Here is a 19801-nt window from a genome sequence, read left to right as displayed (position 1 = left end):
TTATGGAAATTATTGCCCTCTTTAACCACAGGGACAATCGCTAGACATGAAAACTCTGAACTGTATCCCTCTTTTTCGTGATTCTTTGCAAAACAACCGCGCCAAACGAGTCAGACCTAGTGTGGCGCTGAATGTATCTGTACCGTTAACGTTGGAATTGTTGGAGATGAGCGAGAAAACGTTCTTCAGGCATAAAGCCACTGATCCGTGCTTGAGGGAGGCTTTGGCCTTGAGCATCCCAAAAATCAATCGTCGGTAAGCCCAATACTTGTCGATGTTGCAATAACTCAATATCTTGTGGTCGATTTTTCGTCACATCCGCTTGCAGTAGTACAAAGGACTGTAGCTCGGCTTTAACCGTGGGTTGATGGAAGGTATATTTCTCAAATTCTTTGCACGCCACGCACCAATCAGCATAAAAATCTAACATCACTGGTTTTCCGGCTGCTTTGGCCAATGTCAGCTGCGTTTCTAACTCTTCAATATTATGGATTCGTTGAAACAAGGGGGCGGCTTGTTGTACTGGGTACTTTTCAGGACTCAACCAGTGGTTGAATAAGGGTTGAGCGGAAGCCAACAAGCCTAGAATGGCAATAATGCCAAGCAAACTTTGCTTCCATCCGGCAAAAGGCAGGTGATTTTTGATGTGATACAACCAGCCGAAGGCCGACAAACCAAGTAAAGACCACAACAGAGTGGACCAAAAAGAGGGAAGGATTCGTTCTAGTAAGAAAATCGGAGCGGCTAGCAAGACAAAGCCAAATAATACTTTGACCCGATTCATCCATTCGCCAGCTTTGGGAAGCAGTCTATTTCCAAACACCGCCACCAGTATGAGTGGGATCCCCATTCCCAGTGCTAAGGCATAAAGAGCAAAAGCGCCAGTGAGTTGATCACCACTTTGTGCTACGTACAGTAAGGCGCCCGACAGAGGTGCGGTGGTACAAGGTGAACAGACTAAGCCAGAAATAATACCCATAACAAAGACGCCACCTAGGCGTCCACCTTGTTGTTGCTGGCTAAATTGGCTGAGTTTGGTTTGTACTGCGTTAGGAAGCTGTAGGTGATATAAGCCAAACATGGAAAGTGCGAGCGCAATAAAGAGCAGGCTTAAACCAATGAGAACGTAAGGGTGTTGGAGGGCAGCCTGAAACTGTAAACCAGCAGAGGCAACCAGTAACCCGAGTAAGGTATAAGTCACGGCCATCCCTTGCACATAAATAAAGCTTAATAGCAGGGCGCGGCGGTGAGACAGTGCTCCACCACCGAGTACAAGGCTGGTGAGAATGGGATACATTGGTAGAACACAAGGCGTAAAGGCAAGCCCAACTCCGAGCAGCAAGAAAAGCAAGATAGTCCAACGGCTTTGAGCCAATTGGTCAGTCAGTGAGCGGGGAGAAGAGGGCGAGGTTATGCTTTGTAAAGGTGGTTTATTGGTATCACGGATGCTTGAGTTTTGATTGTCAAAGGGCTCGACTCGAATGATGCGTGTTTCTGGTGGGTAACAAAAACCCGCTTTGGCGCAACCTTGATACTCAACAATTAATTGTGCGCCGGGTTGATAGCCGCTTAATGGTAACACCAGAGAGAGTGGCGAGTCATAAATGGTCACATCGCCAAAAAATTCATCCTGATAAGGCTGGCCTGCGGGTAAGGTGTACTCTCCCAACTGTGCTTTTTCTACATGAATAGTCAATCGATCTTGATATAAGTAATAGCCCTCTTTCACCTGCCAATCGAGAAAAAGCTGATCATTTTGTTGAAAGAAAGCGAACGGAAAAGCGCTATCGACCGAGACAAAGCGGTTTTGAGTATTCAAGTCGAAGTTATTCTTGGTATCAAATGCAGCGAACAGAGAGGAACTCGCCACCGTCGTTAAGATTAATAACAGAGAAAGATATAGACGCATCATTCACACACGTTGAGTAAACCGAAAGCGCTACTATATACGAGGTCTGGTTGAAGATACAGCGAGGGGGTTGGCTTAATATTTTCTTACAAATAAGTTAGAAAATAACCGATAGTCAGATACACTAGTCGTTTTGCGATTTTACGCTGGTCGCTGTCTTTGAACTATTGATAATAAAAGGTTAGGAACGATGCAAGGTATCCTCACTATCCAGTCACACGTCTCTTTTGGCCATGCGGGTAACAGCAGTGCTGTGTTCCCAATGCAACGGATGGGGTTTGAAGTGTGGCCAATTCACACGGTACAGTTTTCTAACCATACGCAGTATCCACAAGGATGGACCGGGCGAGCTTTCACTGCGGATGATATTCGTGAGTTGGTGCGTGGGTTAGCCAATATCGGTGCATTAGAAAAATGCCAAGCGGTACTGACTGGCTACCAAGGCAGTGCGGAACAATGTTTAGCAGTAGAAGAAACCGTCGTGCAGGTTAAACAAGCCAATGTGGACGCTTTATATATTTGTGATCCGGTGATGTCTGCACCAGACAAAGGGTGCATTGTCGCTCCTGGGATTAGTGAATATCTATTGACTCGTTTGATGCCGATGGCCGATGTGATCGTTCCAAATCAGTTTGAACTTAGCCAGTTTGCTGAGATGGAGATTCAAACGTTAGACGATGCACTGCTTGCTTGCCAACGTGCTTTGGCTAAGGGGCCGAAAATGGTGTTAGTGAAACACTTATACTGTTTGTCAGATACAGAATTTCACATGCTGTTAGCTACGCAAAATGGGGTATTCTTAGCCAAACGACCTCAATTTGAGTTTGCTAAATCTCCGGTGGGAGTTGGGGATTTGATCTCAGCGGTGTTTACCGCCGGCTTGCTCAAAGGCTGGAGTCCAAAACAGGCTTTTCAACACTGCCATGATGCTTGCTATGGCGTCTTGGCTGCCACTTATCAGGCAGAAGAATGGGAACTGCAAACCATTGCTGCGCAGCAAGAATTCATGCAACCTAGCCTGCATTTACCTTTAGAAGAGATAAAACAGGTAAATGCCGCTTAAGGTTTGAGTAGACGAATAGGCGAGTGATAAAAAAGCCGCGAGGATTCACCCTCGCGGCTTTTTTTACCAGCGTTAAACGCTCATTAGAGTAGAATATTGGAAAGCAGTAGACCGAAACCAATACTAAACACCATGCTCAATAAGCCCGGCAGCATAAAGCTGTGGTTAAAGATGTACTTACCAATCCGAGTGGTGCCGGTCCGGTCAAAGTCTATGGAAGCAATGATGGGGCCGTAGTTCGGAATAAAGAAGTAACCGTTAACTGCCACAAAGACGGCAATAATAATAGCTGGTGGCAGGCCAAGCGTAATCGCAACTGGTACTAATACGGCGGTGGTTGCACCTTGGCTGTTTACCATCACAGAAAGAGCAAACAGTGCGAAGGCAAACGTCCATGGCGCGACTTCAACCAAGCCTGATACGGCTTCTTTGACCATATCGCTGTGACCAGCAATAAAGGTGTCACCTAACCAAGCAATACCGAAAATAGCGACAATAGCGCGCATACCAGCATGGAATAATGGCATTACCATCAGGTTTACAGGTTAAGATGATCAGAGCGGCAATCGACAACATAACGATTTCAATCGTATGAGCCATACCCATAGGCGAACCATCGAAATGAGGACGTAGGCTTGGAATCGCCCCCATAAATACAACGATAATGGCGCCAAATAGGAAGAGAGAAACCGATTTTTTCGCTTGTGGTGTGATCTCGATATCTTCTACTTTCACCTCTTGTTCCATTTCTGCACGGAATTCAGGATCTTGTAGACGGCGTTGATATTCAGGATCGTCTTTTAGCTCTTTGCCTATCTTATTAACAAAAATACAGGCACAAGCCAAACCAAGGAAAGTACTTGGAATGGTCACCATCAGTACATCACCTAAGGTAATGCCTTGTGGTTCTAAAAAGGCAACCAGCGCTACCACAGCTGCGGCAATAGGGCTTGCTACAATCGCAAACTGAGAGGCAATGACCGCCATACCTAGTGGACGCTCAGGGCGAATACCACTACGACGGCTGACTTCTGCAATAACGGGTAATACCGAATATGCCACATGCCCAGTGCCAGCCATCATCGTGAAGAAGTAGGTGACTAAAGGAGCGATAAAGGTAATTTGGCGAGGGTTTTTGCGCAAAATATTGCTGGCAATTTTGATTAAATAATCAAGGCCACCGGCAGCTTGCATAGAGGCAGCAGCAGCAACAACCGCCATGATCATTAACATAACATCGATAGGTGGGCTGGTTGGGTGCATACCGAAACCGAAGCTCAGTATCGCAAGGCCAATCCCCCCCATGACACCCAGTCCGATACCACCAATCCTTGCACCAATTAGGATACATCCTAATACGATAAGGAACTCAATTATGAACATCTTATACTCCTAAAGATTATGAATAATTCCTACTCCCTGCTATGACTAATGGCTGAGCGAGCTCATCACATTAGCCAAAGGGAAACTCATTAACGACAGAAAACAAAAAAACGATTATGCCATGACATAGAATAAGTTTTTTCCATTTTTTGACCGTCAGAAAGTAAGAAGGCTCTGTGAGTCAGAGCCTTCGGGTATAGCTTTCGATTATTCGTAGCGTTTTGCTTTATATTGAGGATGCATGAGGTTCTCTACCGAGAAGATATCATCCAATTCTTCTGCGCTGAGTAGCCCACGTTCAAGAACCACTTCCCGAACACTCTTACCTGTTTCGGCACAGATCTTACCGACGATATCGCCTTCATGGTGACCGATATAAGGGTTGAGATAAGTCACAATGCCGATAGAGTTGAAGACATAGTTCTCACAGATTTCTTTATTCACGGTGATGCCATCGACACACTTGTCGCGTAAGTTAACGCAAGCGTTAGAAAGCAAAGAAATGGATTCAAACATCGCTTGTGCAATCACAGGTTCCATGACGTTCAATTGTAGTTGACCTGCCTCTGCGGCATAAGTGATCGTATTGTCGTTACCAAACACTTTAAAGCACACTTGGTTAACGACTTCAGGAATCACAGGGTTCACTTTTGCCGGCATGATAGAAGAACCCGCTTGCAACTCTGGCAAGTTGATTTCATTTAAACCTGCACGAGGGCCGGAAGAAAGCAGACGTAAATCATTACAGATTTTAGACAGTTTCATGGCAAGGCGTTTAAGCGCACCATGTGTCATTACATACGCACCACAGTCAGATGTTGCTTCGATTAAGTCTTCAGCAGGAACCACGTCAAGACCGGTTACTTCTGCTAAGTGTTTTACTGCGGCCACTTGGTAACCTGGTGCGGTGTTTAGCCCGGTACCAATTGCTGTAGCGCCAAGGTTCACTTCCAGGAGCAATTTTGATGTGTATTGTAGCGCACGAATTTCTTCATTAAGCGTTACAGCCCAAGCGTGGAATTCTTGACCAACCGTCATAGGTACGGCGTCTTGTAATTGGGTGCGGCCCATTTTGAGTACATCTTTGTACTCTACGGCTTTGAGTTCGAAAGCACCTTTAATATATTCAACAGATTCAATCAGTTTAAGTACGCTGTTATAAACGGCAATACGGAAGCCTGTTGGATAAGCACAGTTGGTTGACTGGCTTTTATTGACGTGGTCATTAGGGTTAATGAATTCGTATTGGCCCTTTTCTTTACCCATTAATTCCAGTGCGACGTTAGCGATCACTTCGTTGGTATTCATGTTAACAGAAGTGCCAGCGCCACCTTGGAAGACGTCAGATGGGAATTGATCCATGCATTTTCCGGTGTCTAAAATGAGATCACACGCTTGGATGATGTAGTTCGCTACCTCTTTTGGAATAACCCCTAACTCTTTGTTTGCTAATGTTGCCGCTTTTTTGGTCATGACCATGCCACGCACAAATTCAGGGACATCAGAAATCGTCACATTAGAAATGTTGAAGTTCTCAATCGCACGTAGTGTGTGGATACCATAGTAAGCGTCCGCAGGAACATGACGTTGACCTAGTAGATCTTCTTCGATTCGAGTTGCTTTAGGGGTAGTGATAGAGGCATCGGATAGGGTAGCCATAACAGGATCCTTAAGATAATAATTCTAACTTTAGATTGATAATGCTTAGCCACTTCTGCCTTAAGAATCCATTCATCAGAATTTGGGGCTGAAAAATCTGTCCTGACTTCTTCGGGCATAATACTTGAGTGGTATATAAAAAATAGGAACTGGATCACTTTTTCTGCTAATTGAGTGAAAAGATTTACCGGATATCAATCGGTGATCTCAGTCTGTGTATGAAAGGGAAGGCATGTTCGCTAATCGACTGAAAATATGAATGATTCGTCTTAATGATTGCCAGATCTTTTTTAAAGTGATAGGGGAAGTATAAGGAGAATAAGATGGAACAGTTGCAGTCCTTCTTTCATCACGTTACCGTTGTAAGTTCTCCCATTATATTGATCAATGATGGAAGGGTCTCTTTATTTACCTGTAGCGCTAAGCCGTTTAGGTACCGAGTGTTTTAGTTAAGGAGCGGTTGTGTTTCCTATTTTGCTGGTTGCATTTATTACTTTACCGATTATTGAAATCGCCGTATTTATTCAATTGGGTAGCATTATTGGGCTGTGGCCGACCATTGCTTTTGTGCTGTTAACGGCGATTGTGGGAGCCTCATTGGTCCGTAGTCAGGGAATCTTAACCTTGGCGGTGGTGCAACGGCGAATGCAACAAGGTGAACTTCCAGCACAACAGATTATGGAAGGGGTGATGCTTGCGGTGGCTGGGGTATTGCTGCTCACGCCGGGTTTTGTGACGGATACATTGGGTTTGGTCATGCTGTTACCAGCACCGCGTGCACGATTAGCGACGTATTTGATGAGCAAGGTGGTTGTCAATACGAGAAGTGGAGGCTCTTTTTCTCATTCGGATACTTCTTTTTACCACCATACCCAGCAGGGCAAGACCTTTGAAGGTGAGTTCCAACGTAAAGATGACGATGACGATGATTCTTCGCCACGGCTTCATGAGTGAGTACGCTTATCTACGGTAGAGAAGTAGAAGATGTATCACGGAGAATTATTTTTCAGTTTCGGAAGAAAACATTTGCTTATTACTTCATAACCGCCTATAGTGATCTGGCTCTATAGTTAAGAGTTATTAATGAAATCAAAAGTAAAAGTAAATTCTTAGTATCCCATCGTAAAAGTTGTTGTCCTAATATTTCCCTTACCTGATTCGTTACATTAAATAATTCATGCTAAAGCGAATTGGCGCATCAGCGCATCATTCAATGAATTTTATAAATAAGGGACAAATTATGTCTAACAAAGCAACTGGCACAGTAAAATGGTTTAACGAAACTAAAGGTTTTGGTTTCCTATCTCAAGACAACGGCGGCGCAGATGTATTCGTACATTTCAATGCTATCGCTTCTGAAGGTTTTAAAACTCTTATCGAAGGCCAAAAAGTATCTTTCATCGTTGAAAATGGTCAAAAAGGTTTACAAGCTGCTCAAGTTGTAACTCTATAATAGACTGATACTTATCAGAATATATAAAAGGTCGCTTAGGCGACCTTTTTGCTTTTCTCGTCTGTCTCTATTTTGTGTATGAGCGTTGATTGCCGAGGTGTATTATTGAGCGCCGGTAAACCCCATTTGTCGCCATGCTTCAAAAGCAATGATCGCCACAGCGTTAGATAAATTGAGGCTTCGAGCTTCAGGCATCATCGGAATGCGAATTCGCTGAGCCATCGGTAGGTTCTCAATGAGATCGGCAGGTAATCCTCGCGTTTCTGGACCAAATAGTAATACATCCCCTGCTTGAAATTGTGCATCAACATGATGCCCGGTGGTTTTTGTCGTACAAGCAAAAATACGATAATTGCCCCGCGTGGCGAGATAATCGAGAAATGCCTGATAGTTTTTATGGCGTGTAACTCGCGCTAAATCATGGTAGTCCAAGCCCGCACGGCGAACTTTTTTTTCTTCCAAATCGAAACCTAAAGGTTCAATCAGGTGCAAGTTCGCCCCACAGTTGGCCGATAAGCGGATGATGTTACCGGTATTGGGAGCAATTTCTGGTTCATAAAGAGCAATATCAAACATAGTGCGCTACTTATTTTTGTGGAGTCGGCAAGTATACCTGACTCAAGGTTGGATCGGTAATGTCACTTGAACTTTCAGCCCACCTAATGAGCTCCGGCTGGCGATAACTTGGCCACTGTGTTGACGAATGGCACTTTCTGTAATGGCGAGCCCTAATCCGGTGCCTCCGCTGTGCCGATCGCGAGCGGTTGAGACTCGATAGAAAGGTCGGAATATTTCATTTAATTCATTATCGGGAACACCTGGGCCATTATCTTCGACTGTTATAGTGACGTGCTGAGGCGTTGTCATAAAGTGCACTTCAATGTGATCAGTACTATAAGATATGGCATTGCGAACAATATTTTCCAAAGCACTCATCAATAATTTGGGACTGCCGGAAATGAACCGCTCTGGGATGGGATCTCGAGAGAGGGTCTTGTGCATTTGTTCGGCTTCAAATTGTGCATCGTCTAAGATTTCTTCCCATAAACTGCTTAATGGTTGAACCTCTCGGTTTAGGTGACTATTGGTTTGCATGCGAGACAGTTCAAGCAGTTCGCCTATCATTCGTTCCAGTCGCTGCGCTTCGGTATCAATGCGTTCTAATTCACTGCTTTGCCCTTGTTTTCGGCTCGCTAACGCATTGGCCATTCTTAGGCGAGTTAACGGTGAACGCAATTCATGAGAAATATCCGAGAGCAGTCGTTGTTGGCCTGAAATGATGAGATTGACGGCTTCCACCATCTGGTTAAAACTGCGCCCAGCTTGGCGAAACTCAGTGGTCCCTCTTTCTAACTCAGGATCAACAACAAACTCCCCCCTTGCCACTCGCTGTGCCGCTGAAGCAAACCGTTGTGCTGGTTGACTTAATGCCCAAGCGAGCCAGAGTAATAATGGAGTGCTGACCAGCATCACGGACAGTAAAAGATGCAGGGGCTTATCAAATAAGCGCAGTAAGAAAGGTGGTGGCTCATCCCAACGTAAACCGATATACAATAATAAATTTTGTTGGGCGAGTTGAATCGGCACGGGGCCTGAAATCATATAACGTCCATATAAGCGCTGTTGAGGCTGATCAATCGATTCAATGCTGGTGGTGAAATTTCTTAGCGCTTTGAGTTTAAAATCTTCATGCCGTTTGGTGGTGAGGATATTGCCTTCTTGATCTGCAATAAAAATGCGAGGGCGTGTGTCATTGTGCATGCTTCCCATCGATTCAAGCTGAGCAATGATTCGAGATAACTGAGTTTGGTTGCGAAATCTATCTTCAATACTCTGTTTATAGGCGAGCATTCGTTGATGGCTGCTGGCCGGTAAATCTCTCGATTTTCTGGGGTCGAGATGAGGTAAAGAGAGGACCGCGATAATGACCAGTAACATGGTTAGCCAGAAAATTGCAAAAATACGTCCGTATAAATTGTTGATTTTGGGAAGACGCATTAATCCTCCTGAACCATTAAGTAGCCTCGGCCACGTAATGTTTTAATTCGAGGTTTATTATCGGTGCGCTCAGGCAGCTTTTTTCGTAAATTTGAGACATGCATATCGATGGCTCGGTCAAAGGCTGCGAGTCGTTTACCTAATACATCTAGGCTGAGGCCTTCTTTGGTTAAGGTTTCCCCAGGGTTTTGCACAAAGTGAGCCAGCAGGGCAAACTCGGTACTGGTTAAGTCTAACAGTTGCCCTTGGCAATAGGCTTCTTGTTTACCGGGGTAGAGCTGTATATCTTGGCACTCAATGACATCAGACGATTTATTGGTGAACGGGGTTTGTGTGCGACGTAAAATAGCACGGATACGGGCCAGTAGCTCTCTATCACTAAAGGGTTTAGGAAGGTAATCGTCGGCCCCCAGTTCTAAACCGATCACCCGATCGATCTCTTCACCTTTTGCCGTAAGCATGAGAACCGGAGTTTGCCATTGCTCACGCAGTCTTTTCAGGGTTTCCATTCCATTTAATTTAGGCATCATGACATCAAGTAAAATTAGATCGACACTCTCATCGAGGGCTTCAAGCCCAGATAATCCATCATTGGCTTCTGATACCTCAAACCCTTCATAGCTCAGTACTTCGTTGAGCAAACTCGTCAGTTCTGTATCGTCATCAATCAGAAGAATATGTGCCATAACCGCCTCTTTATTGGTCTTGGATTAGCGATAGTTTACTGTGAAAGTAAAGAAAGCAGCAGCAGAGAGTTCACTCTTTACGATTCTTTACGCTCTCTAAACACCACTTTACCTATCAGGGTCTATTCTACACTTAAGTACTGCATAGGCAGATTTTCTTATCGTGACAGACTTGAAGTGATAGAAGAGGCTGGGCGGTAACCTTCAAAGAGAGGAAATGATGATGAACATGACAAAAAAAATGGTGTTAGCGGCAGTTGTCTTACCTTTAACTCTTGGTAGTGCGAGTGTTTTTGCCTATGGCGGCAAAGGAAAACCGAACCACGATGGCATGTGTGGTATGCATAATGAACGAGCGATGACAAGAGAGTTGAAGTTAACGCCAGAACAACAGAGCCAAATGAAAGCGCTGCGTGAGCAAAATCGTCAAACAATGCAAGAGAAACGTAAATCTGGCCCTCGTGATGAAATGCGTTCGATACGTGAACAAGAACGTAACTTGATGCTGGCCCCAGACTTTGATCAAGCAGCCGCGACGGAATTGGCAAAACAGATGGTCGATATGCACGTTGAGCGTCGGGTTGAAATGATGAAAAACCGCCATCAAATGATGAGTATCCTGACCGATGAGCAGAAAGAAAAATTACAAACATTGCAGCAAGAATGTATGGATGAAAACTGGCAGAAAGGCCCAAGAGGAAACGGTGAGGGTCCTCGTGGAAATAATGACGGTTCAAAAGGTAAAGGCCGTTCTTAATTGAGATAACGTTGAGTTAACATAAACAAAGGCAGCACACTAAGTGCTGCCTTTGTTTATTGTATGCGGGTACTCAAGTGCATCTCTACCGTTTTTTGGCCTTATCATACGGTTGGTTTTATTCTTGTGGAGTGGGAAACCTGCTGTTTACATGACTTAATGTGTATAATTACTCTTTTGTATTTTGTGACGGTGAGAAGCGATGAAACAGGAATACGCACGTTTAGTAACACTCGCTGCCTGGACGGCAACTATTGTTGCTAGTTTCCTATTGCTGGTGAAAATTGCCGCGTGGTGGGTCACAGGCTCAGTCAGTTTATTGGCATCCGTCGTTGATTCTTTGCTCGATATTGCTGCTTCAGTGGTTAATTTAATCGTTGTTCGTTATGCCCTGCAACCCGCTGATCGAGAACATGCCTTTGGACACGGTAAAGCGGAGTCATTGGCGGCATTAGCTCAAGCAATGTTTATCTCTGGCTCGGCCTGCTTTTTAATTTTGAATGGTGTTGAGCGTTTTTTCCGTCCCCACGAGTTACAGTCACCGGAATACGGTATCTATGTCAGCTTGTTTGCCATGTTGGTCACTTTTGCATTAGTGATGTTTCAGCGCTATGTGGTGAAAAAAACGGCAAGCCAAGCCATTGCGGCAGATTCACTTCACTATCAAACCGATCTATATATGAACGCGGCCATCATTGTGGCATTAGGGTTAAGCTGGTTTGGGTTCAAACAAGCGGATGCTATTTTTGCCATCGGTATCGGTATTTACATTCTTTATAGCGCTTTTCATATGGCGTATCAGGCAGTGCAAACCTTATTGGATAGAAAGCTACCCGATGAGGAACTGGCTCAGATTCAAGCCATTTCTTTATCGGTCGAAGGGGTATTAGGAGTGCATCAACTGCGTACTCGAATGGCGGGTCCGGTGCGATTTATTCAACTGCATCTAGAGCTAGAAGATCAAATTCCCTTGATTGAGGCTCACCATATTTCCGATCAAGTAGAAGACAAACTACGTAAAACTTTTCCCGGTGCCGATGTCTTGATCCATCAAGATCCTTATTCTGTGGTGTTTGGCGTGGAGAAAAAGCAGAAACATCATGCTTGGTGAGGAAAGGTTGTCAGAGTTTGACTATCTTTTAGTCAATTAAACTAAAAAACACGATCCTGATGTGAATCAACAAAGCTATTCCGCAAAGCTGTAATACTCTTACAGAAGTAGTAAAGTTACAAAATAGGCTCAAATAACAGTAGTATTCCTGCTTGGGCAAGGTAACATAACGCACAGTTTAAACAGATTTTGTTGCTCTTCTTGTCGTTAGTGAGCAACGTTAAAAATGAGTATTAAATTCTCAAAAAATCGAGGGTGAGCATGATTAAGAATATCGGTGTTTTGACAAGTGGTGGTGATGCACCAGGCATGAATGCTGCAATTCGCGGCGTTGTTCGTACCGCATTAGGTGCCGGCTTGGGTGTTTACGGTATTTATGATGGTTATCTAGGTTTATACCAAGATAATATCAAACAACTAGACCGCTACAGTGTTTCAGATGTGATCAATAAAGGGGGAACATTTCTTGGTTCAGCTCGTTTCCCTGAGTTTCGTGATGAAGAAGTTCGTAAAAAAGCCATTGAGAATCTAAAGAAACACAACATCGATGCTCTTGTCGTGATCGGTGGTGATGGCTCTTATATGGGAGCAAAAAAGCTGACTGAAATGGGTTTCCCATGTGTGGGTGTACCGGGCACGATCGATAACGATATTGCTGGTACGGATTACACGATTGGTTACCTTTCTGCGATCAATACCGTTATTGATGCGATTGACCGTCTACGTGATACCTCTTCTTCTCACCAGCGCATTTCGATTGTAGAAATCATGGGTCGCCATTGTGGTGATCTGACACTGATGTCTGCGATTGCTGGTGGGTGTGAGTATGTGATTACGCCTGAAACAGGTCTAGATATGGATCAACTGATCTCCAACATTCAAGATGGGATCACTAAAGGTAAAAAACACGCGATCATTGCGCTCACAGAGCTAATGACTGATGCCAGTCAGTTGGCGAAAGAAATTGAAAAAGCGACAGGCCGTGAGACTCGTGCAACGGTTCTAGGCCATATTCAACGTGGTGGTCGCCCAACCGCATTTGACCGTATTCTTGCTTCTCGCATGGGGAACTACGCGGTTCATTTATTGTTAGAAGGGCATGGCGGTCGTTGTGTCGGTATTCAAAAAGAAGAACTGGTTCACCACGATATCATTGAAGCGATTGAAACGATGAAACGCCCAGTGCGCCAAGATCTATTCAAAGTTGCAGAAGAGTTGTTCTAATTAACACTCTTTATGTGTGATGAATCTAAAAAGACCGCCGCAGCGGTCTTTTTTATGGCTGTTGGCCAATCCAGTCATACTACAAAATGATTTCTCGTACTTCTGGATCTTTTCGCTCTAGATAGTGCGTGGATTTAATTCGACGAATCGTGCGACAGCGGCCACGAATCAGTAAGGTTTCGGTTGTTGCAATATTACCTTGACGAGTGATCCCTTCCAGCAGATCTCCTTTCGTGATCCCTGTGGCTGCAAAAATAACATTATCACTGCGTGCCATTTCTTCTAAACACAGAACCTTATTCGCCTCAACGCCCATTTCTTGGCAGCGAGCCAGTTCTTTTGCACCCCAAATACGGTTATCTTCCGTTTCGCCTTTGACTTGGTGGCGAGGTAGAAGACGGCCATGCATATCACCGTCTAAAGCACGGATAGCCGCCGCAGAGACAACCCCTTCTGGTGCGCCACCGATACAGTACATTGCATCGACTTCGCTATCTGGCATACAAGTGAGGATAGAAGCGGCCACATCACCATCTGGCACGGCAAACACTCGAACTCCCATGTTTTGCATGTCACTGATCACTTGGTCATGACGAGGTTTTGCTAAGGTTATGACGGTCAACTGGTTGAGTGGTTTATTCAGTGCACTGGCAATATTGGTTAGGTTTTCAGCCAATGGTTTATTTAAGTCAATACAACCTTTCGCACCAGGACCAACAACCAGCTTTTCCATATACATATCAGGGGCTTTTAAGAAGCTGTCTTTTTCTCCAGCGGCCAGTACCGCTAGAGCATTGGATTGCCCCATAGCCGTCATTCGTGTACCTTCAATGGGATCAACCGCAATGTCAACTTCATCACCACCTAGCCCGACTTTCTCTCCGATATACAGCATTGGGGCTTCATCAATTTCACCTTCCCCAATCACAATTTCACCTTTTATTTCGGTTTTATTCAGTAAGGCCCGCATGACCTCAACGGCGGCCCCATCGGCGGTATTTTTATCACCACGGCCAAGCCATTTATAGCCGGCTAAAGCCGCACCTTCGGTTACTCGAGAAAAGGCCATTGCTAAATCGCGTTTCATGATCACTCCAAGCAGAGATTAGAAAGAGGGGAAAAATTTGCGCGAATTTTAGCATACTAATAAGAAAACGTTTGCTATTTACGAGGGCCGAGAGTTGCATTGGATCAAAATCAAGTACAAAAAAGCCTTGGATCTTGGTCTTTTTTTGTCAGTGAAAGGGAGGAATCTTCGCATCTTATAAAATTATGGCTTTTTTTTAACCAAATGGTGAGAAAGATCGAATATAGTGAGTGTTTCTCTGCGCTTGGCTGAGTAGAATGGAGCGATAAAGTGAAGATCGTTCACTCAACTGAATCAATAAAGGGTAAGTACCATGTCTTTTGAAGTACTAGAGCAACTAGAAGCAAAAATTCAAACGGCGGTTGATACAATCGCCTTACTGCAAATGGAAGTTGAAGAGCTAAAAGAAGAAAAACAAAAATTAGCGGAAGAAGCGAATGAGCTAAAATCAAGCCGCGAAGCTCTAGAACAGAAAGCGCAGCAAATGGAACAAGAACATGCACAGTGGCAAGAGCGCATTCGCAGCCTATTGGGTAAAATGGAAGAGGTTGAGTAAGGTCACTTTGACTTTAACAGACTGAATCAATAAAAAACGCCGCATCTAAGAGCGGCGTTTTTTATATCGAGAATTTATAGAGTAGGGCGAACGCCTAGCGTGTGGCAAAGTGCATAAGTCATTTCAGCTCGATTGAGAGTATAGAAATGGAAATCTTTCACTCCTTCACGGCTCAAAATACGGATCATATCGATCGCTTGGCTAGCCCCTACCAATTGACGAGTGACGGGGTCATCATCCAAACCATCAAATTGTTTCGCCATCCACTGCGGTACTTTGACATGGTTTTGTGCAGCAAAGCGAGAGGCTTGCTTAAAATTCGAAACCGGTAAAATACCCGGTACAATTTCTACATCAATGCCAGCGGCGACACAGCGATCTCTAAATCGTAAATAGCTTTCTACATCAAAGAAGAACTGAGTGATGGCTCGGTTTGCTCCTGCTTCGACTTTTCGTTTTAGGTTGAGAAGATCGGCTTGGGCACTTTTGGCTTCAGGGTGCACTTCTGGAAAGGCTGCAACTGAAATATCAAAATCATGGCGAGATTTGAGCAGAGTAACCAGATCTGAGGCATACATTTCGGGTTTACCTCCTCCAGGAGGAATGTCACCTCGAAGAGCAACAATGCTTTGGATGCCATTGTGCCAATAATCATCAGCAATGGAAATGAGCTCATCTCGGTTAGCATCAATGCAGGTGAGGTGAGGTGCAGCAATGAGCCCGGTTTGCTCTTTAATTGCTTTGATAATGGAATGGGTACGATCTCGCTCGCCAGAGTTGGCACCATAAGTCACAGAGACAAATTTCGGTTTCAGGTTTTTTAGTCGATGAACAGAGTTCCACAAGGTCTCTTCCATTTGAGGCGTGCTGGGTGGAAAAAATTCAAAAGAGACATTGATATCTGAAACTTCAGCAATACTCTGATTTAAAGAGTCGATATGACTGGCGTGCGTGTATCCCATTTTTCTCTCCCTGTACCAATGCCTTAACGCGAACATTGATAAATTTACGTATAGACGTCCATATGTCTGTAGGATGTATTGAATTGATTTTAATGTCAACATTAGCATCATGAAGATTATTCATCTTGATCGTGAGGTTATTTCAAGCTGAGTGAATGTGTTATTCGATAATTCATGAATGCATGGTGAACCTAACTTAGCGTGGAATTACGGGTTTGTCTCTGTTTGTTAAAAGAAAAAGCTCACTATGATTCGTGAGCTTGAAAGTGATCGTGTTGTGGGGGGGCTAGAGCAAGCTTGCCAGTAAATTGATATCTGATTGAATGGCCCCAGCAGTAACTTCTCGTCCGGCCCCTGGGCCTCGAATTACCAGCGGGTTATCTCGATACCATTTACTTTCAATCGCAAAGATGTTGTCACAAGGCAGCAGGTTGGCTAAAGGATGTTCGCGTTCTAAAGCTTCGACGCCAACCGTGGCTTTGCCATTTTTCTCTAGCCTTGCTACATAACGCAGTACTTTCTCTTCTCGCTGCGCACGAGCGAGACGTTTGGCTAGGTTTTGGTTGAGTTGCTGGCTTTGATCTAAAAAATCATCCAGTGATAAAGGGTGTAGGTCGTCTGGAACTAAGGATTCTACTTTGACTTGTTGAGGTTCAATGTCTAGCCCAGATTCTCGCGCTAAGATCACTAATTTACGCATCACATCCGAACCGTCGAGATCATGACGAGGATCGGGCTCTGTTAGCCCTTGTTGCCATGCAAGGTCGACTAATTCATTGAAAGGAATAGAGCCATCATATTGCTGAAATAACCAAGAGAGGGTGCCTGAAAAAATCCCCGAGAGTGCGGTGATTTCATCCCCACTTTCTCTTAGATCTCGTACGGTATGATTGATCGGCAAGCCCGCCCCTACCGTCGCATTATAGAGCCAATGGCGGCCAATTTTGCTAAAGGCTTCTTTGACTTGCTGGTAGTATTCACTACTGGCTGAACCAGCGATTTTATTGGCGGAGATCAGGTGCAGCCCTTGTTGAGCTATCTCCAAGTATCGATAAGCAAGTTCTTCACTTGCGGTCACATCCAACACGATGACTTCATCATAGCCAGATAAGTGACCTAGCTGCATTAACCACGTTTTTCCATCATTAGGTTGGGCTTCATCTTGGTAATAATCATGGACTTTGCTGGCATCTATCCCTTGTTCATTAAACCAATAGGTTTGACTGTCAATAACTGCAACGAGCTCAAAATTCATACCGTAGCGTTTTTCCAGCTCGGTTTTTTGTTCTGCAAACAGCTTTAACCAGCTTGAACCAATATTGCCTTTACCACATAAAGCAATTGCAACGCGTTTCTGTGCTTGGAACAGTTGAGTATGCAGTTCAATCACGCGTTGATTCAATGGGGTACTGCGTAATATGGCGACCAAGCTGAGTTCCGATTCTGCCGCACTGATAAACTCGACGGGCGCATTTTTTAGCTGTTGATAAAAACCAAAGCTGTGCTGGGCATTACGGGTTACACCAGCTCCGACTGCGGCCAGTAAGCTATAACCTTCTTTGAGCCGGCTTTCGGTTGCTAAAGCGGAGTCTTGTAAATAGGTAAAGACTTCACTGGCCATTTCTCGGGTATAGGCAAGGCGCAATTGGTGTTGGTCGGCTTGAATGTCAAAAGCCAGAGGTTCGAGCTGAGCGCGTTGTAGGCGTGCTTGTATATCTTGTTGTAGGCGTTGGAAGCCTTGTCCTGAGGGTAATTGTAATTCAATCAGTAATACATCATCTAATGATGTAATAATTTTTGCCCCTCGTCCTGAAGCCAAAATACGTTCAATATGGGTTGATCCCGATTCCGGCTGATAGCTGCAGCGTAAGTATAAGTCCATTGTGCTTTGTGCGACGGGCTGTAAGGTTCGACTATGCAAAACAGGAGCAGCAAGGCGAGCCAGTTCATTGGCTTCATCTAAGCGTAGCAGTGGCAGTAGGCAGGCATCTTCAACCATTCGTGGATCGGCACTGTAGACTCCCGCCACATCACTCCAAATCGTTACGCGGGAAACGTTCGCTAAAGCACCGATGACCGTTGCGGAGTAGTCGGAGCCATTTCTCCCTAGCAATACAGTGTCGCCTTGATCATTTTGTGCCATGAATCCGGTGATCACGATACGTTGCTGCGCATGTTGTGCTAACGCTTCTTTAAGCAATGGGTAGGAGCGAGCTCGGTCAACTTCGGGTTGTGGACCGCTTTCTGCACGTAGGAATGCGCGGGCATCTTGGGCAACGGCGGGAAGCTGCTGCTGATTTAATAAAGCGGCTAATAATCGTGCAGACCACACTTCACCATGGCCAAGCACGGCGGCTCGTTCTGTGCTGGAAAGAGGGGCAGACAACTCACCCAGTACTGAGCACTCATGATGAAGTTTTTCCAACAAGGTGATAGCCAAATCATCCTGTAATAAGTCTTCAATCAGCTTGCTTTGGTATTGACGTAACGATTGCAATAATTCATGAGCGATGCGGCCATCGGTTTCTAGATGTTCTAAAAAGGCGATCAGTCGATTGGTGGTTTTTCCTGCGGCTGAGACAACAATCAGATCTTCGGCTTGTGAATACGTTTTAAGAATACTGATGACTCTTTGGTAACAAGCCGCATCGGCAAGGCTGCTTCCTCCAAATTTATGCAGTTGTCTCTCCATTAACAGCTCTCCTGTACTTGCTTAAAGGCTTGATCCAGATCCGCAATTAAATCTGCCACATCTTCTAAGCCAACCGATAAACGTAATAATTGTTCTGAAACGCCTGCTTTTGCTAATGCTTCTTCACCCATCGCTCGATGAGTCATCGAGGCGGGATGACAGACTAAGCTTTCCACTCCACCCAATGATTCGGCTAATGAGAAAAGAGAAAGGTGACCCACGAAAGCTTTGAGTTGTTCAAATGAGCCTGCAAACTCAAAACTGAGCATAGAACCAAAGCCGGTTTGCTGCCTCTTGGCGATAGCGTGGCCTGGATGAGAGGTTAAACTGGGATGATAAATGGTGGCGACGAAAGGTTGGCTTTGTAAATAAGCCAAAATATGTTGGGCACTCTCTTCATGCACCCGCATTCTTGCTGCCAAAGTGCGTAATCCACGCAGTGTCATGTAACTATCGAACGGTGTACCAGTGGAACCGAGGCAGTTACCCCACCAAGCGAGTTCTTCTGCGTGTTTGCTCGTTTTACTGATAATCACGCCACCGATGACATCCGAGTGACCGTTGAGGTATTTGGTTGTGGAGTGAATCACGAAATCCGCCCCTAAAGTTAGGGGTTTTTGGTAAATCGGTGTGAGGAAGGTATTGTCGACCGCGACTAAGGTACCCACTGCTTGGGCTTGCTGGCAAATGTTGGCAATGTCGACAACTCGGACCAATGGGTTGGACGGTGTTTCGATTAGCAGCAGTTTAGGGTTGAGCGCTAATGCATCAGTCAAAGCTTTCGGATCGGATTGGTCGATGAATAATACCTTAAAATCCCCTTTTTTTGCTCGAGAATTGAGTAATCGATAGGTGCCGCCATAGCAATCATGTGGTGCAATAATCCATTCTTGCGGGGTAAGAAAGGTGGAGATCCACAGGTTAATAGCGGATGTGCCGCAGTTGGTTACAATGGCATCTTCCCCGCATTCTAATTCAGATAAGGCCTGTTCAAGCAGCCCTCGGTTTGGGTTACCTGAGCGTGTATAGTCATAGGTTGGCACTTCACCAAATGCAGGAAAGCCATAGTTGGTTGATAAATAAATGGGGGGAACAACGGCGTGGTATTGAGTGTCTGATTCAATACCGGTTCGAACCGCAATGGTGGCTGACTTGCGAAGGGTCATAACTGTTTCCTTTCCTGATAAGCGTCCGATACGAGTGTAAGTACGTTAATTCACGCAACTTATCTCATAGTTGTGGTTATGAATAACGTTATTTT

16 protein-coding genes and 1 pseudogene are annotated in these 19801 nt (G+C 44.9%); 7 read left to right on the top strand and 10 right to left on the bottom strand.

From position 1 onward, the window contains the following. Positions 1 to 145 precede the first annotated feature (145 nt). Positions 146 to 1912 (bottom strand): protein-disulfide reductase DsbD, encoded by a 1767-nt coding sequence (locus EXA13_RS08730; protein WP_238132824.1) that lies wholly within the window; start codon positions 1910 to 1912, stop codon positions 146 to 148. Positions 1913 to 2099: 187 nt separating this feature from the next. On the opposite strand from EXA13_RS08730, the gene pdxY reads away from it, so the two are divergent. Continuing rightward, positions 2100 to 2972: a pyridoxal kinase PdxY gene (pdxY, locus tag EXA13_RS08725; protein WP_238132823.1), complete on the top strand. Its 873-nt coding sequence runs from the start codon at positions 2100 to 2102 to the stop codon at positions 2970 to 2972. Positions 2973 to 3055: 83 nt separating this feature from the next. Here the strand turns inward: pdxY and EXA13_RS08720 are convergent. Both EXA13_RS08720 and aspA read right to left on the bottom strand, forming a co-directional pair. After that, positions 3056 to 4355: pseudogene (locus EXA13_RS08720) on the bottom strand (anaerobic C4-dicarboxylate transporter family protein). Between the two features lie 207 nt (positions 4356 to 4562). Then, a complete protein-coding gene (aspA, locus tag EXA13_RS08715; RefSeq protein ID WP_238132822.1) occupies positions 4563 to 6014 on the bottom strand; it encodes an aspartate ammonia-lyase in 1452 nt (483 codons plus the stop codon). A gap of 462 nt (positions 6015 to 6476) precedes the next feature. On the opposite strand from aspA, the gene EXA13_RS08710 reads away from it, so the two are divergent. Beyond that, positions 6477 to 6968: an FxsA family protein gene (locus EXA13_RS08710; protein WP_238132821.1), complete on the top strand. Its 492-nt coding sequence runs from the start codon at positions 6477 to 6479 to the stop codon at positions 6966 to 6968. A gap of 286 nt (positions 6969 to 7254) precedes the next feature. After that, a complete protein-coding gene (locus tag EXA13_RS08705) occupies positions 7255 to 7467 on the top strand; it encodes a cold-shock protein (protein ID WP_078927125.1) in 213 nt (70 codons plus the stop codon). 102 nt (positions 7468 to 7569) lie between these two features. Here the strand turns inward: EXA13_RS08705 and EXA13_RS08700 are convergent, their stop codons facing one another. The 3 genes from EXA13_RS08700 to EXA13_RS08690 are packed head-to-tail and all read right to left on the bottom strand — an operon-like array spanning position 7570 to position 10151. Further along, the gene (locus EXA13_RS08700; RefSeq protein WP_238132820.1) at positions 7570 to 8043 is read right to left on the bottom strand and encodes a tRNA (cytidine(34)-2'-O)-methyltransferase; all 474 of its coding nucleotides are present in this window, start codon (positions 8041 to 8043) and stop codon (positions 7570 to 7572) included. A gap of 42 nt (positions 8044 to 8085) precedes the next feature. Next, positions 8086 to 9465, bottom strand: a complete 1380-nt coding sequence (gene cpxA / locus EXA13_RS08695; protein ID WP_238132819.1) for an envelope stress sensor histidine kinase CpxA — start codon at positions 9463 to 9465, stop codon at positions 8086 to 8088. Next, a complete protein-coding gene (locus EXA13_RS08690) occupies positions 9465 to 10151 on the bottom strand; it encodes a response regulator (RefSeq protein ID WP_238132818.1) in 687 nt (228 codons plus the stop codon). The genes cpxA and EXA13_RS08690 overlap by 1 nt, the downstream gene beginning before the upstream one ends. Before the next feature lie 223 nt (positions 10152 to 10374). Here EXA13_RS08690 and EXA13_RS08685 point away from each other — a divergent pair, with 223 nt between their 5' ends. The 3 genes from EXA13_RS08685 to pfkA all read left to right on the top strand — a co-directional run bounded on the left by EXA13_RS08685 (position 10375) and on the right by pfkA (position 13243). Next, positions 10375 to 10908, top strand: coding sequence for a CpxP family protein (locus EXA13_RS08685; protein WP_238132884.1), 534 nt, complete (start codon positions 10375 to 10377; stop codon positions 10906 to 10908). Positions 10909 to 11110: 202 nt separating this feature from the next. Further along, positions 11111 to 12019, top strand: a complete 909-nt coding sequence (gene fieF, locus EXA13_RS08680) for a CDF family cation-efflux transporter FieF (RefSeq protein ID WP_238132817.1) — start codon at positions 11111 to 11113, stop codon at positions 12017 to 12019. 261 nt (positions 12020 to 12280) lie between these two features. After that, positions 12281 to 13243: a 6-phosphofructokinase gene (gene pfkA, locus EXA13_RS08675; protein WP_238132816.1), complete on the top strand. Its 963-nt coding sequence runs from the start codon at positions 12281 to 12283 to the stop codon at positions 13241 to 13243. A gap of 79 nt (positions 13244 to 13322) precedes the next feature. Here pfkA and glpX read toward each other — a convergent pair whose 3' ends face one another. Continuing rightward, positions 13323 to 14330 carry a class II fructose-bisphosphatase gene (gene glpX, locus EXA13_RS08670; protein ID WP_238132815.1) on the bottom strand — a complete coding sequence of 336 codons (1008 nt, stop codon included), beginning with the start codon at positions 14328 to 14330 and terminating at the stop codon, positions 13323 to 13325. A 313-nt stretch (positions 14331 to 14643) separates the two neighbouring features. Here glpX and zapB point away from each other — a divergent pair, with 313 nt between their 5' ends. Next, on the top strand, positions 14644 to 14886 hold the full coding sequence (zapB, locus tag EXA13_RS08665; protein ID WP_078927117.1) for a cell division protein ZapB: 243 nt from the start codon (positions 14644 to 14646) through the stop codon (positions 14884 to 14886). Positions 14887 to 14960: 74 nt separating this feature from the next. Here the strand turns inward: zapB and metF are convergent, their stop codons facing one another. From metF to EXA13_RS08650, 3 genes are all read right to left on the bottom strand, one after another. Continuing rightward, the gene (gene metF, locus EXA13_RS08660; RefSeq protein WP_238132814.1) at positions 14961 to 15848 is read right to left on the bottom strand and encodes a methylenetetrahydrofolate reductase; all 888 of its coding nucleotides are present in this window, start codon (positions 15846 to 15848) and stop codon (positions 14961 to 14963) included. A gap of 286 nt (positions 15849 to 16134) precedes the next feature. Continuing rightward, positions 16135 to 18546, bottom strand: coding sequence for a bifunctional aspartate kinase/homoserine dehydrogenase II (locus EXA13_RS08655; protein WP_238132883.1), 2412 nt, complete (start codon positions 18544 to 18546; stop codon positions 16135 to 16137). Next, positions 18540 to 19706 carry an O-succinylhomoserine (thiol)-lyase gene (locus tag EXA13_RS08650; protein ID WP_238132813.1) on the bottom strand — a complete coding sequence of 389 codons (1167 nt, stop codon included), beginning with the start codon at positions 19704 to 19706 and terminating at the stop codon, positions 18540 to 18542. Before EXA13_RS08650 ends, EXA13_RS08655 begins: the two co-directional genes overlap by 7 nt. Positions 19707 to 19801: the final 95 nt, after the last annotated feature.

Source organism: Vibrio cincinnatiensis, assembly GCF_022113815.1.
Taxonomy (GTDB): Bacteria; Pseudomonadota; Gammaproteobacteria; order Enterobacterales; family Vibrionaceae; genus Vibrio; species Vibrio cincinnatiensis_A.
This window is presented reverse-complemented; position numbering and strand designations above follow the sequence as displayed.

What these genes read in the sequence shown, in the direction of transcription:
- EXA13_RS08700 (WP_238132820.1), bottom strand. Translation starts at nt 8,043, where the DNA reads ATGTTTGATATTGCTCTTTATGAACCAGAAATTGCTCCCAATACCGGT.
- metF (WP_238132814.1), bottom strand. Translation starts at nt 15,848, where the DNA reads ATGGGATACACGCACGCCAGTCATATCGACTCTTTAAATCAGAGTATT.
- EXA13_RS08650 (WP_238132813.1), bottom strand. Translation starts at nt 19,706, where the DNA reads ATGACCCTTCGCAAGTCAGCCACCATTGCGGTTCGAACCGGTATTGAA.
- pfkA (WP_238132816.1), top strand. Translation starts at nt 12,281, where the DNA reads ATGATTAAGAATATCGGTGTTTTGACAAGTGGTGGTGATGCACCAGGC.
- zapB (WP_078927117.1), top strand. Translation starts at nt 14,644, where the DNA reads ATGTCTTTTGAAGTACTAGAGCAACTAGAAGCAAAAATTCAAACGGCG.
- pdxY (WP_238132823.1), top strand. Translation starts at nt 2,100, where the DNA reads ATGCAAGGTATCCTCACTATCCAGTCACACGTCTCTTTTGGCCATGCG.
- EXA13_RS08730 (WP_238132824.1), bottom strand. Translation starts at nt 1,912, where the DNA reads ATGATGCGTCTATATCTTTCTCTGTTATTAATCTTAACGACGGTGGCG.
- glpX (WP_238132815.1), bottom strand. Translation starts at nt 14,330, where the DNA reads ATGAAACGCGATTTAGCAATGGCCTTTTCTCGAGTAACCGAAGGTGCG.
- EXA13_RS08705 (WP_078927125.1), top strand. Translation starts at nt 7,255, where the DNA reads ATGTCTAACAAAGCAACTGGCACAGTAAAATGGTTTAACGAAACTAAA.
- EXA13_RS08690 (WP_238132818.1), bottom strand. Translation starts at nt 10,151, where the DNA reads ATGGCACATATTCTTCTGATTGATGACGATACAGAACTGACGAGTTTG.
- EXA13_RS08685 (WP_238132884.1), top strand. Translation starts at nt 10,375, where the DNA reads ATGAACATGACAAAAAAAATGGTGTTAGCGGCAGTTGTCTTACCTTTA.
- fieF (WP_238132817.1), top strand. Translation starts at nt 11,111, where the DNA reads ATGAAACAGGAATACGCACGTTTAGTAACACTCGCTGCCTGGACGGCA.
- cpxA (WP_238132819.1), bottom strand. Translation starts at nt 9,465, where the DNA reads ATGCGTCTTCCCAAAATCAACAATTTATACGGACGTATTTTTGCAATT.
- aspA (WP_238132822.1), bottom strand. Translation starts at nt 6,014, where the DNA reads ATGGCTACCCTATCCGATGCCTCTATCACTACCCCTAAAGCAACTCGA.